Origin of the sequence: Mucilaginibacter myungsuensis, assembly GCF_015222005.1 — a bacterium.
Taxonomy (GTDB): Bacteria; Bacteroidota; Bacteroidia; order Sphingobacteriales; family Sphingobacteriaceae; genus Mucilaginibacter; species Mucilaginibacter myungsuensis.
Genome location: NZ_JADFFL010000007.1, coordinates 93,055 through 107,553, shown reverse-complemented (window position 1 = coordinate 107,553; position 14,499 = coordinate 93,055). Strand labels below are relative to the sequence as shown.

Annotated in this window: 12 protein-coding genes; 8 read left to right on the top strand and 4 right to left on the bottom strand. The window is 46.7% G+C overall.

The window, feature by feature from the left end; genetic code table 11:
* Positions 1-15: 15 nt before the first annotated feature.
* From IRJ16_RS17310 to IRJ16_RS17300, 3 genes are all read left to right on the top strand, one after another.
* Positions 16-2,652, top strand: a complete 2,637-nt coding sequence (locus tag IRJ16_RS17310) for a beta-galactosidase (RefSeq protein ID WP_194112886.1) — start codon at positions 16-18, stop codon at positions 2,650-2,652.
* 60 nt (positions 2,653-2,712) lie between these two features.
* Positions 2,713-3,117, top strand: coding sequence for a hypothetical protein (locus IRJ16_RS17305; RefSeq protein ID WP_194112885.1), 405 nt, complete (start codon positions 2,713-2,715; stop codon positions 3,115-3,117).
* Between the two features lie 142 nt (positions 3,118-3,259).
* On the top strand, positions 3,260-3,625 hold the full coding sequence (locus IRJ16_RS17300) for a hypothetical protein (RefSeq protein WP_194112884.1): 366 nt from the start codon (positions 3,260-3,262) through the stop codon (positions 3,623-3,625).
* A gap of 98 nt (positions 3,626-3,723) precedes the next feature.
* Here IRJ16_RS17300 and IRJ16_RS17295 read toward each other — a convergent pair whose 3' ends face one another.
* Together IRJ16_RS17295 and IRJ16_RS17290 are read right to left on the bottom strand one after the other, a co-directional pair.
* Complete coding sequence (locus tag IRJ16_RS17295; protein WP_194112883.1) at positions 3,724-6,468, bottom strand: PQQ-dependent sugar dehydrogenase; 2,745 nt, start codon at positions 6,466-6,468, stop codon at positions 3,724-3,726.
* Positions 6,469-6,549: 81 nt separating this feature from the next.
* Positions 6,550-8,829 (bottom strand): GH92 family glycosyl hydrolase, encoded by a 2,280-nt coding sequence (locus IRJ16_RS17290; protein ID WP_228080269.1) that lies wholly within the window; start codon positions 8,827-8,829, stop codon positions 6,550-6,552.
* Between the two features lie 274 nt (positions 8,830-9,103).
* Here IRJ16_RS17290 and IRJ16_RS17285 point away from each other — a divergent pair, with 274 nt between their 5' ends.
* From IRJ16_RS17285 to IRJ16_RS17270, 4 genes are all read left to right on the top strand, one after another.
* Complete coding sequence (locus IRJ16_RS17285; RefSeq protein WP_194112882.1) at positions 9,104-9,943, top strand: sugar phosphate isomerase/epimerase family protein; 840 nt, start codon at positions 9,104-9,106, stop codon at positions 9,941-9,943.
* Positions 9,944-9,961: 18 nt separating this feature from the next.
* On the top strand, positions 9,962-10,498 hold the full coding sequence (locus IRJ16_RS17280; protein ID WP_194112881.1) for a hypothetical protein: 537 nt from the start codon (positions 9,962-9,964) through the stop codon (positions 10,496-10,498).
* Positions 10,499-10,594: 96 nt separating this feature from the next.
* Complete coding sequence (locus tag IRJ16_RS17275) at positions 10,595-10,786, top strand: cold-shock protein (RefSeq protein ID WP_194112880.1); 192 nt, start codon at positions 10,595-10,597, stop codon at positions 10,784-10,786.
* Between the two features lie 162 nt (positions 10,787-10,948).
* The gene (locus IRJ16_RS17270; protein ID WP_194112879.1) at positions 10,949-11,323 is read left to right on the top strand and encodes a YtxH domain-containing protein; all 375 of its coding nucleotides are present in this window, start codon (positions 10,949-10,951) and stop codon (positions 11,321-11,323) included.
* Between the two features lie 39 nt (positions 11,324-11,362).
* Here the strand turns inward: IRJ16_RS17270 and IRJ16_RS17265 are convergent, their stop codons facing one another.
* Positions 11,363-11,935 carry a glycosyl-4,4'-diaponeurosporenoate acyltransferase CrtO family protein gene (locus tag IRJ16_RS17265; protein WP_194112878.1) on the bottom strand — a complete coding sequence of 191 codons (573 nt, stop codon included), beginning with the start codon at positions 11,933-11,935 and terminating at the stop codon, positions 11,363-11,365.
* Positions 11,936-12,108: 173 nt separating this feature from the next.
* Here IRJ16_RS17265 and IRJ16_RS17260 point away from each other — a divergent pair, with 173 nt between their 5' ends.
* Entirely contained in the window at positions 12,109-13,674 is a 1,566-nt protein-coding gene (locus IRJ16_RS17260) for a TlpA family protein disulfide reductase (RefSeq protein ID WP_194112877.1), read from the top strand.
* Here IRJ16_RS17260 and IRJ16_RS17255 read toward each other — a convergent pair whose 3' ends face one another.
* The gene (locus IRJ16_RS17255) at positions 13,675-14,418 is read right to left on the bottom strand and encodes an AAA family ATPase (protein WP_194112876.1); all 744 of its coding nucleotides are present in this window, start codon (positions 14,416-14,418) and stop codon (positions 13,675-13,677) included.
* Positions 14,419-14,499: the final 81 nt, after the last annotated feature.

The window sequence follows — 14,499 nt, the reverse complement described above, 5'->3', positions numbered from 1 at the left end:
CCTAAATTTGCCTTAATGAGTATCTGTAATATCAAAAGTGAATTGAATAGATATATACTTTTAACACTGATCTTTTTTTCGGTATCGATAACCTATGCCCAACCCGGCACAGGCACACCGTCCCGAAATGACCATATTTTCCCGGCTGCCGCAGTCGCGAAACCTTATATTAACTATGATGCCCGGGGTTTCCTCATCAATGGTAAGCGTGCCTTCATCGCATCGGCAGGGATGGAATATGCCCGCGTACCACGTGGACTGTGGAAGGACAGGTTGACCCGCCTAAAACGTGCCGGATTTAACACGGTGGAGATGTACACCTTCTGGAATTTCCATGAAGAAAAAGAAGGTCAGTTCAACTTCACCGGCGATCATGACTTGAACGCTTATCTGCAACTGGTAAAAAGTATGGGCATGTATGCCATCGTTCGTGTTGGCCCGTATTATTGCGGCGAGTGGAGCATGGGTGGTTACCCTATATGGCTAAAATTTAAACCGGGGATGAAAGTGCGCGAGGATAATCCGCAGTTTAAAGTGGCAGTAGGTAAGTTTTTTGACAGGCTGATGCCGATCGTTGCCAAGAACCAGGTACACCGTGGCGGATCGGTAATTATGGTGCAGTTAGAGAACGAACACCGGGCAAGCTGGGGTACCATCGTACCGAATGATTATTTTAAGTTCCTGATCAGCAAGACCACGGCTTTAGGCTTGCAAGTGCCTTATTTTTTCAGTGGACTGCATCCCGGCAATGATCCGGCATCGGAATATGATAACCTTGATGACCCCGACCGCCCTAACCCATGGTTCTCTACCGAGTACTGGGGCGTTTGGATAACTAATTACGGCCCTCAGCCCGATGATTCTACCCTGTATGACCGCCGCACCTGGAAGATATTGGCCCATGGCGGTAACGGTTACAACGTGTACATGGCGCACGGAGGGTCAAACTTCGAGTTCTTTAACGATCGCGAAATGGCAGCCTCGTATGATTACGGGGCTGCTGTAGGACAAGCTGGAGACTTGCGTCCTTTGTATTATAGCTTTAAACGCGCAAATTGGTTCGCGCATAGTTTTAGGGAAATACTGGCTAATAGCCAAAATACCATCGATACCCGCGTCTATGCATCGGACACAGCTATTAAAGTGAATTCCCGTAAGAGTAATCATTATGGCAGCGTGGTGTTTTTTGATAACCAGGATTCGGTGCCACACCAATTTACCATCCGCACGCACGAGGATGGCGATCTTAACGCAGTGACCCAAGCCGAATTAGCCCCCGGGCAGATCATGCCATGTATAAATAACTATCCGCTTACGCCGAATATCCGCCTTACTTGGTCGCCTGCTTATGTCTATGGCATGCTATCGCATACCGACAGATCAAAAACATTAGTGATACAAGGCAAAGCCGGTAATGATGTGGAATTATACCTGCGCCCACGTACAGGTTTGCAATATTCGGTCGGGGCTGGGTTTAGTAAGATCCATAACGACTACGTTAAATTTAAGGCTACCGTATCTGCCACACAGCCTTCAAATTACATATTCAACGTAGGAGAGGAGCGTGTCAGGATAATTGTGGTCAGCAATGAATTGGCTGATCGTACCTGGTTTGTTGAAAATGGCAGTGGCACGGATGTAGTGATTGGTCCGGACTACGCAGGTAGGGCGACGATCAAGAATAATATCACCAGTTTGCAAACCGAACGGCCATGGAAGTCGGCAACGTACTACCCTACGTTTATATATCAGCCTAAAGGTGAACCTGAGGTGATGGTGGACAAGTCGCATAAATTAAAGCGAGACAGCCTGATCACACTGACCAACTGGCGACAAAAGGATGCCTCGCAGCCATCGCAACCAAACTTTGATGACAGCAAGTGGAAGCAAGTAAAAGCACCCCTGCAAATGGGCGCCGATGGCGATATTACGTCCAATGCCTGGTATCGCACTAAGTTAAAAGCTAATGAACCAGGAAAGTATCTGCTTAAATTTTCGTGGATCATTCGCCGGATGGATACCCTGCAACACGGGGCGATCTATCTCGATGGCAAACGCATCGATACTAGCGAACTTTTTAAACCCACCATCGAACTTGATCTGAAGGCTAATACTGAGCACTCGCTGGCAGTATTCATGTCGCACATTGGCCGTAACAAACTGATATTTAAAGTGGGCAGGATAGATACGCTGGATATAAAAGGCATCGTCGGCCCGGTGACATTGCAAAAAACGGATGGTACAGGTAAACCAAAAGAGGTAGTGAACTGGCGGATGAAAGGTGGTCAGGGAGAAGCTTATAGTACGGATGGATGGAAGCCATTATCGGCCAATAATGCAAATAAACCAACTTTTTACCGCGCTACGTTAAACCTTCCGGCGGTTAAGGGGTCTTTAACTATATGGCGGGTGAATACCACCAGCCTCAGTAACGGTTCGGTTTGGCTGAACGGGCATAACATTGGTCGTTACCCTGAAAAGATCAGGATATGGGGGCATTATCTGCCCGAAAACTGGTTGAAGCCGGGTAAGAACGAGATCGTGATATATGAAGAGAACGGCGCGCAACCGACCAAAGTGGCGGTGCAAGCCGAGACGGAAGCCAGCCGTGAAACAGGCATGTTACAATATAAAACGAAAGTTTTACAATAATTTAGCTTAAAAATTGTTTAATTTGCAAGAGAACTGAAAGTAAAAACAAATCTTACAATAATGAAAAAAGTACTATTATCAGCGGTTTTATTAGTTTCGATAGTTGCCTACGCGGTAGCGGCAGGTGTTGACGGTGCCTGGAAAGGTTTAGTTGAAGGCCAATATAATTTAACCCTGACTTTGAAGACTGAAGGTGATAAATTGACCGGTACGTTCAATTTGGTTGATAACAACCCTAAAGGTGAAAATCCTGATGACGCTGGTTACACTCCATTCGTAGCTGCTCAGTTAGGTAAAAACGCGATCACTGAAGGTAAAGTTGATGGTGATAACATCACATTCACTACTACTTTTAACGGTAAACCGGTTGTTTACAAAGGTGTTATCGCTGAGGGTAAATTAACTTTGACCACTACTTTTAACGGTAGCCCTCAAAAAGTAACTTTGAAATTGCCTAAAGCATAATTTTAGCATTGACAATATTTAGAGCGCCGCTCCGGACATACCGGAGCGGCGCTTTTGTTTTATAGAAGCCCGATCGTTTATATATTTTAGGTTAATTAAACGTTAAGGGTTAAATAGTGTCTTACTACAAATAAGCATTTTTATGAAGAAGTATTTGTTATTGCCTTTGCTGATCTTATTTATCTCGAGCACTTCTATGAAGCAAGCCGCCGACGACAAAGTTGCCGACGTTAACGGCAAATGGAGTGGTACTATAGCCCTGGTTTACGATATTACCGTGAACATGAAACAGGAAGAAGCTAAAGTGAACGGTTTAGTGAACAGCGAGATAGGTGACATCAAACTAAAGGATGGCGTTGTGACCGGCAACGACGTGATGTTTAAACAATTCACCCACAACGGCATGGCCGTTAAGTTTGTGAAGGGTAAAGTTGAGGGTGATAAGATGGCCGTAACAGTGAACTTTCAGGGCGCTAATTTTACCGGTACTTTAAAGCGTGTTAAGTAATTTCTCTTAAAATATTTGGATCGCTTAAATGCGGTCATAAAAAAAGCGCTGTCGGGACAACCCGACAGCGCTTTTTGCTTTATAGCTTTTCGCTTTTTTTACTTTTTGTCGTTAGCGAAAACTACGCTGTTCAATAACAATAATGGGTCGGTCGGTTTAGCTTTGTCGTTCTTGAAAACAAAGTAAACATCGTGCTGACCGGCGGTGTCTTTCACATCGGTGTTGGCGTAAACAACCGTTTTAGGTTTCACATCAACCTGCTCTATCTCAACCTCGCCAACCAGCGGACCGGTAGGAGAGTCGATCCTTACCTCGATCTTGCCGCCCGGGTTATTCTCTAACACAGTAGCGAAAGCGAAGAAGCGTAGCTGCTGCACACCTGTCAGGTCAAGCTTTTTAAAGGCGATGTAGCCATTTTGCTTACCTACCACGTTGGTAGAACCATCCACACCGTTCACTTTAACGCTTGCGCCTTTCAGGATAGGTGCCGAAGCTGCTAATACGTTAGGGCTGCGTAATACAACGGTTTTCTCTGATGTCTGCTGTGGGATACCCTTATTGCCTTTATCAGTATAAGAAGCACGGATCACGTGCGCACCTTTGCCATTGTCACCTTCAGGTATCTCGCCTTTGTAATTGCCGTTAGCCGGCAGCGTGGTAATGTTGTTGTCGGCCACATTAATAATGTAATCAACAATAGTTTTAGCATCAGCTAAAGCGATACTCGGGTGCGATGGCATCGAGATAGGTTTACCCCAACGGCCGTTCTCGCCTTCGATGATCGCTTTTGGTAAGCGGGCTATCTCGGCAGCGTTGCCTTTATATTTAGCTGCTATCTCGGTAAACATCGGGCCAATGTTGGCAGTGTTCACGCTGTGGCAGTTCTTACAATCTGACTTAGCCATGATAGCCTGCGCTACCGCGAACTTGGTCGACGCGTCCACACTGCGTTGGATCTGGGTCAACTCGGCCAGGTCAAAACCTTCGGACACATAGTTGGTGCTGATCGCGATCTGGTTAGCAGGGATAGTACCCGAAGCTAATGATCCGTCCTCTTTATCGTCTACCGTAACTGAATAACCTACAGGCTTACCAAAGTAGAACGAGTTGTTGCCCGTCAACGCGATGTTGATAGCAGGGGCCTCGTTACCGGCAATGATCTGTACCGATTTGCTGTTACTCGATCCTTTAGGGTCGGTAACAGTTAGTGTGGCAGTGTAAACACCGGCCTTTGCAATATCGATAGTTGGGTTAGCGGTAGTGTACAGTTTTGGAGCGCCGCCTTTGGCAGCTACCTTCCAGCTGTAACGTAATTTATCGCCATCGGCATCATAAGTACCTGCCGATGATAAAGTGATCTTTAACGGAACGGTACCACCTTGTTTGTCGGTAGCTACCGCTACAATAGGTTTACGGTTACCGGCATTGTATTCTATACGTACCAGTTTAGCGTTGTCGCTCTTACCGAACCAAACACTGCCGTACTCTAATACGTAAAGGTCGCCATCCGGACCAAATTTCATGTCGATAGGCTCGATCGGGTGGAACGATGGCAAGAATTGTTCCATGCTCTCGTAATCGCCGTTAGGTTTCATGCTGATAGACATGATCCAACCGCGGGCCAGGTCGGTAGCTATCCATTTGCCTTCGTAATAAGCAGGCCAAGGGCGCTTAGCTAACGGACGGTCGGCTTTATGATAGATAGGGCCACCAACCGCGCAACGGCTGCCACTACCCACTAATGGGAAGTCGGTAGATACCGTATAAGGATACCAGATAAATGGCTTAGCCACCGGAGGCAATTCTTTTAAACCGGTATTGTTAACCGAAGTATTGGTCGGTTTCAAAGGGTTTTTAGGGTCGCCCATCTCGCCGCCGACGTAATCAAAAATAGGGAATGGTACGTTAGGCCCAACAAAGTATGGCCAGCCGTAAAATCCTGGTTTACGTGCCTGGTTCAGCTCGTCGTAACCTTTAGGACCAATGTCGGTATCCTCGGTAGCATCCGGGCCAATATCGCCCCAGTATAACCAACCTGTTTTGCTGTCGATGGTCGGTCTCCACGGGTTACGGTGACCCATGGTATAGATCTCGGGGCGGGTAAGCGCTGTGCCTTTAGGGAAAAGGTTACCTGCCGGGATAGTGTAAGTGCCGTTAGCCTCGGGGTGGATACGTAAGATCTTACCCAATAAGCTGTTGGTGTTAGCCGTACCACGCTGATCATCCCAGCTAACGCGGTTAGGGCGCTCATCTGTAGATGATGAAACTGCTGTACCGGTATTGTTACCAACGGCTATGTACAAGTTCTTTTTAGCATCCCAAACCATACCGCCGCCGGTGTGGCAGCAGATCTCGCGCTGGGTAGGGAAGGATAGCATCACTTTCTCTGAGCCTGCAACCAGTTTTTCATCCTCAAATTTCCAACGGGTAAGTTGAAATTTCTTCTCGGTAGCGTGCGAGTAGAAAGTGTAAACAAAGTGGTTCTTGTCAAAGTCAGGGTCAACGGTCAATCCTAACAGGCCCTCTTCGGCCTCGGTAACCGTACCTTTGGCGCTGGTGTATTTGGTATTCACCGGGATGGTGGCAACCAGTTTTACCATTTTGGTAATAGGGTCGAATAATTTAACGGCACCTTTACGCTCGCTTAGCAGCACGCGGCCATCTTTTAAAACTTCAAAACTATTGGGTTCATCCAGCTCGCCCGGTTGCGTAAGCGACACGGGGGTAAAGCGGCTCTCGTCCGGCTTTTTGGGGACATCTAACACAAAAGAATACAGCAACACCGCCGAGGTTAGCGCCAGTGCCGATGTAGATCTAATTATGGCCTTTTTGGTCAACATCATTTTTTTATAGGTGGTTATTAAAGCGGTAAATATAGCAAATACGGCTTAAGGGCAAAGCCCCGCGAGGGGGCTTTACTGCAATTATTTTGTTGCGATCGTGATGTTACCGCCTGTCTTAAAGATATCGTGCGATACAAAAATATCCTTGTTAACCTTGCCGTTAACTTTTACAGAGGTTAGCGTGCGGCCTTTACCCGGCTTGGTGATGGTCACCATTTTGCCTTGCGGGGTGCGCCACTTGATCTCGTCGAACAATGGCACGGTCACCAGGTATTTAGGATCGGTGGCCGAGAATGGATACATGCCCAAAGCGCTGAACACATACCAGGCCGATAGTTCGCCGGCATCATCCATGCCACTCAATTGGTTGCCGTTAGGGCCCATTCCGTACAATTCGTTCAGGATCTTATCCAATAGCTTTTGGGTCTTCTCCGGCTTACCGATGAACATATACGCGAACGGGGCCTCGTGGTCCGGCTGGTTACCCTGGGTGTACTGGCCTATGAAGGTCTCGATATTACGGGCGATGTATTTCGGGTTCCAGGGTTTGGTAAAGAAGGTATCTAGCTTAGCCTCAAATGGTTTTGGACCGCCGTACAGATCGATCAAACCCGGCATATCATGCGGAGCATAGAACGACACCTGCCAGGCGTTGGCCTCGCGGAACATGTACTCGTAATAAGGATACTCCGGGTTGAAGTTCTTAATGAACTCGCCGTTAGCCAAACGGCCACGCATAAAATTCACCGACTTATCGAACATGTTCTTATAGTTCTTAGAGCGGGCCATCAATATGCGGTAGTTAGCCGTATCGCCAAGCACTTTGGCAAGTTGCGCGTTCGAGTAGTCGTCATAAGAATACTCTAAGGTTTTAGATACACCGGCATTGGCTTTGGTCTCCACTTTAGGATCGGCCACATCGGGGTCAGAAATATAGCCTTTTGCAAGGTACTCGTTCAAATGTGGGCGGGCACGGCCTTCTACATTGGCGTTATGTAGCAGTAACTTATAAGTTGCCTTGATATCAAAATCTTGTATACCGCGCAAGTATGCTCCCGCTATAGATGACGCGCCATGGTCGCCGTGGAAGAACGTCGGGATAAAGCCGGTCTTCTCACCAACATCTTTCATTGATTTGATCACATCGGTGGTCACCTTAGGGGTGATCATGCCTAACAGCACATCCTTATTACGATAGGTATCCCATAACGACGGCTCGGTGTAATATCTGAAGTCGGCAGTATCCACCTGGCGGCGGGCGTTACGGTATTGGCCGTTAATATCGCTGCGCAAAGCAGGCCATAAGAAGGAGCGGTAGAATGAGGAGTAGAACATCACCTTGTTCTTCTCGGTACCGCCTTTTACCTGGATAGACGATAACAGGTTCTCCCAAGTCGCGGCTGCCTCTTTACGCACCGACTCAAAGGTTTTGCCCGCCAATTCTTTCTCCAGGTTTTCTTTCGCGTTAGCGATGCTCACGAATGACAGACCGATTTTTAGTTCAACAGGTCCAGCACTGCCATTCTCAAGGGTGATCAGCGCGTAACCATCTTTGTTATTATTGCCACGGTTATTTCTCCTTTGTTGGTTTTCCTCTACCGGGCGTTTATCTTTTTGGTCCAACTTGGCTATCGGGGTATTTAGTTGAGCGTAAAAATAAATACCCTCGCCACCCTGAAAGCCTTGTACGGCATATTGTCCGGCTTGCTCGATATTCCAGGTGTTAACGCCGCTTAGCGCTTTAGACAGGTCGAACAGGATCTGGCGGTCGGTATTGTTTTTGAACTCGTATTTGTGATAACCTGTGCGTAAGGTCGAGGTAAGACTTACTTTCACGCCGTAATCATCCAGATAGACCGAATAAAAACCCGGCGCGGCCGATTCACTTTTATGCGAAAATTTTGAACCGAACCTACTTCCCTCCTGATAACCAGACATAGGCAGGATAGGCACGTTACCCAAATTCCAATGGCCTTTGTTGGTATGCGTAAATGCGACGATGCTGTCGTCCTCGTACTCGTAACCCGCACCTGCAGGTTGGTACTTGGTCATTGGGCTTAGTTGTACCATCGCATTTGGTAAGGATGCGCCCGGAAAGGTCAAACCCGACCATGGCCGCCAGTTAGGTGGGGCAATGTAACCTAATATCTTAGGGTCGGTAACGGCCTCGGTCCCAACAAAGGTATTTACATATTTAGATACCCCACCAGCGGTCGGGCCGGTTTTAGCCATTGGGATATTTGCCCCGTCGCGCTGTTTAGCTGGAGTGCGTTTTGGTGTTTGGGCCTGGCCTGCGCTTGCCGCAAGCAAAACCAGCAAGGCCGTGTTTACGGCATGCTTAAAGTTGGTTCTTAACTTCATAAGAATTTGGTAGTGGTTAGTTTATAAAGTGTTGTTTGATGGTTCATTTGGCACGGGTGGTAGGGGTAATACCTCCCTTAATTGATATCGCGTAAGCAAGTTAAAGCTAATTTGACATATAAGGGGGCTATATATTGGTAATTGTTACATTGCTAAAATCGTAAACGTTTTCGGGATGACGGATAAGTGTAATTAAATTTTGCTTTATCGATTTAGTTAAATGGCGGTGTTCCTGAAAAAATCAATATCTTAGCCACAAACCAATTTTACCGTTATGAATAACCGCCGTGATTTTTTGAAGAATATGGGCGCGCTTGCCGCCGGATCTGTGTTGATGCCATCGCTGGCTTCGGCCTTTAACTATAAAAAGGTGAGTAATGTAGGTGTGCAACTTTACACTTTTCGTGATGCGATGATGGCTGATGCCAAGGGTACACTGGAAAAGATAGCCGCGTTAGGCATCAAACAAATAGAATCAGCCGCCAGTGGTAAAGGACTGTTTTACGGATTGAAACCGGCCGAGATCAAACAGATCTGTAAAGATCTTGGCATGACCGTTCGCAGCGGCCACACAGGTATTGGTAAAGATTGGTCGGCCACTGTGGCTCAAGCTGCCGAGGCCGGGCAGGAGTATTTGATCTGCTCATCCTTACCAAGTTGGGGGCAAACGGTAGACAACTACAAAAAAGTATCGGACATATTTAATAAGGCAGGTGAGGAATGCAAAAAGTCGGGCATTAAGTTCGGTTTTCATAACCATGCCGAGGAATTTGCCACGGCCGATGGTCAGGTATTGTTTGATGTAATGCTGAATAATACCGATCCTAAGCTGGTATGCTGGGAGATGGACCTTGGCTGGGTAGTAACCGCAGGTAAAGATCCGTTCGATTACTTTAAACGCTTTCCGGGCCGTTTCCCGCTATGGCATTTAAAGGATATGAAAGACCACAAAAGCACCGAGTTTGGCAAAGGCGATCTGGACATCCCGAAACTATTAAAGCATGCTAAAGACTCGGGCTTGAAATACTTTTTTGTGGAGCAGGAAGAGTACACCAATAACCCTTTTGATAGCATGAAAGAGAATATGGATTATTTGGCTAAGCTGGATATTTGATAAGGGTAAGTAACGACAATGGTTACCGAAGAAAGTTTACGCAAGCGATATCAAAAGTACACATCTTCTGCATTGGCCACAATATTGGTCAATAAAAGCGACTACACCGACATAGCAGTAATGATCGTGCGCGAAGAGTTGCTGTCGCGCGGCGTGCGCGAAGTGGAACTTGCCAACCCTAAAGGAGTTAAACGGCAAGCGATAGACCGGGATACACGTAAGTACTATCTTACCGACCTGATGTTGTGGCATAAGCTTTTATTTTATGTGATCTGGCTGCCCAACGGGATCAGAAGCATGTTGATGGACGCTATTGTTAGGCCGGGCTTTATTCTTAGGTCGCAGCAAGCCAACTATTATTCTGTAACGGGAGCGACAAGCCTTATGCTGGCTATCTGCCTGGGTTATTATTACGGGGCCGACAAATTTTTTTATGCATGGGCGGGCGCTTTTGTGTTGGTGCTATTATTTGATATCGGTTGTAATTGCAAGCGGTTAATGCGCAACCTTAAAAAAATGTCGGCTAAAGGCGAGTTTCCTTGGGGGGTAGCGTAAGAGACGTTGGACTTTAAAACCACCCTCCAATTTTAAATTTGGAGTTTATCGGTTTTATTTCCGTACCTTGCGCACTTATTTTTATAATACAATACAATGAACGAAGGAACAATTAAATTTTTCAATGTAACAAAAGGTTTTGGTTTTATTACACCGGCTGACGGCACCCAAGACATATTTGTACATTCGACAGGCCTTATCGACGAAGTTCGCGAGAACGACAAAGTTAACTACGAAGTAGTTAATGGCAGAAAAGGTGTAAACGCAGTGAATGTAAAAGTTATCTAAGCATAATAAGTACAACAAAACGTTTTAAACGCCCGGCCCCAAAAAGGCCGGGCGTTTTTAATTTCTACTGTTATCAATATCGTAAAAATTAACGCTCCCGAAACATAACGGCACAGATCTTGTTGAACTTTTAACACAATCTACTTAAAAGAATAAACAGATATGAAAGATCAAACAAAACTTATCGCAGCGCTTTTAGTTGGAGCAGCTGCCGGTGCAGCGATCAGCTTATTAATAACATCAGACAAAGGGACTGAACTACGCGGCGAAGTTTCTGATTACTTAGTTGACCTGTACGAAAAGTCGAGAGATAAAGCACAACGTGCCGCCGAGGATGCCCGTCGTTACAGTAATAATGTGGTAGAGCAAGCTCGCTCGCAATATGATAACATTGCCGGTAACGTGTCTGATTATAAAGACCAGGTAAGGTCTGTGATCAATGATTACACTGATCAGGGCCACGAAGCCATTGCCGCTGCAAAAGCCAAAGTTAAAGCTACAGCAAGCGAGCTGAACGGCTCTATCCAGAATAGCTAATTTGTTAAATTAACAAAATATGATATCGAAAGCACTCTGTTACAGGGTGCTTTCTTTTTTTATAGCGATGGCCAATAATCGTTGATATTTTGGTCGGTTGTATCGCTGTAAAATAACGGGATAAAAATGGAGGATGATATTTAGTATCAATAACGCGGCCGCGCCTTTGATACCGTCCATGATGGTTATCGGGATCGCCATCATTAGTACGCTGAAGAAGATCACCAAATGCCCCAACTCTGACTGGCGGGTAACGTATTCTAATTTACGCAGGCGATCAGTGTTTTTTGATATCGGGTTACTTGCCCTGATCAGTTTCTCCCAACCGACGATCACCAACAATTTACGGAATGCATCCACCCCGAACCATTTGTAGATCTTGCCGCCCTGCTCAAATGGTTTCAACTGGTAATAAGGCGAGGTTAGCCGGGGTTTTAGGCTTTGGATCACGGCTGTCACCATCATCATTAGCATAAAATGGGTACACCAGGCAAACACAAATGACGAAGGCCCTTTCCACCAAGCCGTGGCCATTATGACCGCTACGCCAAGCAACAGGATCAGTATTGTGGTCAGTAATTTAGACGCGGTTGAGGGAACAGTATTGGCCATTGCATCAAATTTAGTGCATTTTGATCTAACCCCGCGTTAATTTTATACCGACGAAGGTGTAAGAAATAGTTACAGATCGTCCGTCGCATTAAACCTTCTTCAGTTATCCCGGTCGAAACCGCTATATTTATCAGGGCTTTAATGCCCGGCCTCAACTTATATCTATTACTTGTATGCTTAAAATTACCTATTCCTTTATCAACGCCAAGCTATTGGCTGTTGCGATACCTATTGCTTTGTTCTCTATTCTTGATGCTTCGGCACAGGCGCTTCATCCCGACGCGGTAAATTCCCGGACCAAGTTTTTTGATAACTATCATAAGGACCCCGATACGGCCTTGTTCTACGCACGCAAGTTGGCTAAGAAATCCGAGGATGCATCGTACCTGAGGCAGGCGGTCCATTCGGATATTTTCTATTATTTCACAGACGTATTCAGGCAGAAGGTTGCCGATCAAGCCAAAAAAGATAATAAAGCCGATTGGAAGAAAGACCTGGATAAGGGTCTGTTGCCCATGTACAATACCATTTATAAAATGAGCACCGATGCAGACCCCATCGTCAGCGGTACTGCAAAGCCTATCTATTTGTGGACCAACGTAAACCGTTTAAAAATGCAAATGGCCGAAGCTGACGAGGTATCTAAGTTAGGCGGTACAGCGGTAAAGGGTGGCGTTAAAGATAAGTTGAACTTAGCTTTAGGTTCGCCGGTGGCGGATAAGGCCAAGATCAAAGCGCTGGCACAGTCTTTCATCGCGATGGAGGCAACTCAAAAAGATCTTTTTCAGGATAAGACCGGCACCTATGCTTTGTTAATGTACAAAGATATTGCCGATGATAAGGACCTGAGTAAGCAAGCCGATGAGCTGCTGGCGTTAACCATGAAGGCAACATTGCCGGTCATTAATAGCATCGACGATAGGACAGCTTCCAGAGAGGCCTTTGCCAAGCGCGCCTGGACACGCTACATCTACGCCGCGGCCAATTACTTTAAAGCTGAACGCCTGGTAAAGGCAGGCGACCCAAAAGCAGCTATGTCATACTATCAGGCCGCAGCTAAATATAGCCCCGACTTTTACGATATGGGCATTGGCGGAGAGTATGGTAACGAAGAAATGCTATTTGGTAACAATGATAAGCAGACGTTTAACAAAGCTTATGTTGATCACCTGAAAAAGTACGGTACCAAAGACGAGACCCTCGCCGCGCTGACCGAGATGGCTTTACGCAACCCTGTAGACCGTAAGACAGATCTTTCTACTTTCTACGCTGCTAATTTTGCAGGGCAGGAAACATTTGCTGCTTATTGGCGCAAGGCTGTCAACGAAGGCCGCCCGGTAGCGCCCGAGATATCGGTCACAAAGACCGACGGTGTACAATACTCGTCCACAAAACAAAAAGGCAAATGGATCCTGGTAGATTTTTGGGGCAGCTGGTGTGGCCCTTGTCGCGAAGAGCATCCGGCTTTACAAAAAATATACACCAAGGCTGCGGCCGATGCTTCGGGCAAGTTGGATATCATTACTATTGCCTGTTATGATACCCGGGAGAAGGTGGATGCTTATATGAAAGAGTTCAAGTACAGTTATCCTGTTGCTATGAACGATAATAAACTGAACAAGACCTATAACGTGCAGGGCTTCCCTACAAAATTTCTGATCACACCCGAGGGTAATTATTTCCCAGTTCCTTTCAATTATGATCTGGTTGGCTTTATAGAGCGGTATACCGAGGACTGATCATTTGTCCTCGCCTGGGTCGATCAGGTGGTGTAGATAGGTGGATGGATTGTTAAGGAACGACTTGGTGAGGTAATAATGTTCGGTATCCTCGTAAGTGGTCTCTCGTACGCCGTCGTTATCAAATTGCAGGGTGGTAGCGCCCGGATAGCAAATGAGCATAGGGGAGTGGGTAGCGATGATGAATTGCGCCCGCCCACCGCGTTCTAACTCGTTTATGACCGACATAAAGGCCAGTATCCTAGCCGGGGATAGGGCCGCCTCGGGCTCGTCTAACAGATACAAGCCATTCTCGAACTGGTTATTGAACAAGGCCAGGAAAGATTCCCCATGCGATTGCTCGTGCAACGAACGGCCGCCGTATGCTTTCAGGATGCGGTTATCATCCTGCGCCAATTCATCAATGTACGACGCGAAGTTGAAGAAACTTTCGGCCCGCATAAAAAAGCCGTCAGTTACCCGTCTGGGGTTAAAACCCAATTGAAGATAACGCGCCAGCGGTGTTTTATAGCCCTCGAATCGCCAGCCCACTTCCAAATTATGATTTCGGTTACCGCCCCGCAAGCTAAAGCCGCACTGCTCGGCAATGGCCTCCAGCAAAGTCGACTTGCCTGAGCCGTTCTCGCCCACCAAAAAGGTGACGTTTGTGGTCAGCTTAAGATTCAGGCCTTTATTCAGGCTTGGGATATTTTGCAGGTAACCATCGTGTAGCGGTGGGAGCGATATGTAGGAGAGGAGGGGCATGGAGCTATATAAGATATCGGCTAAAATACGCAGCCTGCCTCACATCGCAAACCCCATAAAACAAAAACGCCCCTCAGTTTC

What these genes read in the sequence shown, in the direction of transcription:
- IRJ16_RS17265 (WP_194112878.1), bottom strand. Translation starts at nt 11,935, where the DNA reads ATGGCCAATACTGTTCCCTCAACCGCGTCTAAATTACTGACCACAATA.
- IRJ16_RS17270 (WP_194112879.1), top strand. Translation starts at nt 10,949, where the DNA reads ATGAAAGATCAAACAAAACTTATCGCAGCGCTTTTAGTTGGAGCAGCT.
- IRJ16_RS17260 (WP_194112877.1), top strand. Translation starts at nt 12,109, where the DNA reads ATGCTTAAAATTACCTATTCCTTTATCAACGCCAAGCTATTGGCTGTT.
- IRJ16_RS17255 (WP_194112876.1), bottom strand. Translation starts at nt 14,418, where the DNA reads ATGCCCCTCCTCTCCTACATATCGCTCCCACCGCTACACGATGGTTAC.
- IRJ16_RS17275 (WP_194112880.1), top strand. Translation starts at nt 10,595, where the DNA reads ATGAACGAAGGAACAATTAAATTTTTCAATGTAACAAAAGGTTTTGGT.
- IRJ16_RS17295 (WP_194112883.1), bottom strand. Translation starts at nt 6,468, where the DNA reads ATGATGTTGACCAAAAAGGCCATAATTAGATCTACATCGGCACTGGCG.
- IRJ16_RS17285 (WP_194112882.1), top strand. Translation starts at nt 9,104, where the DNA reads ATGAATAACCGCCGTGATTTTTTGAAGAATATGGGCGCGCTTGCCGCC.
- IRJ16_RS17300 (WP_194112884.1), top strand. Translation starts at nt 3,260, where the DNA reads ATGAAGAAGTATTTGTTATTGCCTTTGCTGATCTTATTTATCTCGAGC.
- IRJ16_RS17305 (WP_194112885.1), top strand. Translation starts at nt 2,713, where the DNA reads ATGAAAAAAGTACTATTATCAGCGGTTTTATTAGTTTCGATAGTTGCC.
- IRJ16_RS17290 (WP_228080269.1), bottom strand. Translation starts at nt 8,829, where the DNA reads ATGAAGTTAAGAACCAACTTTAAGCATGCCGTAAACACGGCCTTGCTG.
- IRJ16_RS17310 (WP_194112886.1), top strand. Translation starts at nt 16, where the DNA reads ATGAGTATCTGTAATATCAAAAGTGAATTGAATAGATATATACTTTTA.
- IRJ16_RS17280 (WP_194112881.1), top strand. Translation starts at nt 9,962, where the DNA reads ATGGTTACCGAAGAAAGTTTACGCAAGCGATATCAAAAGTACACATCT.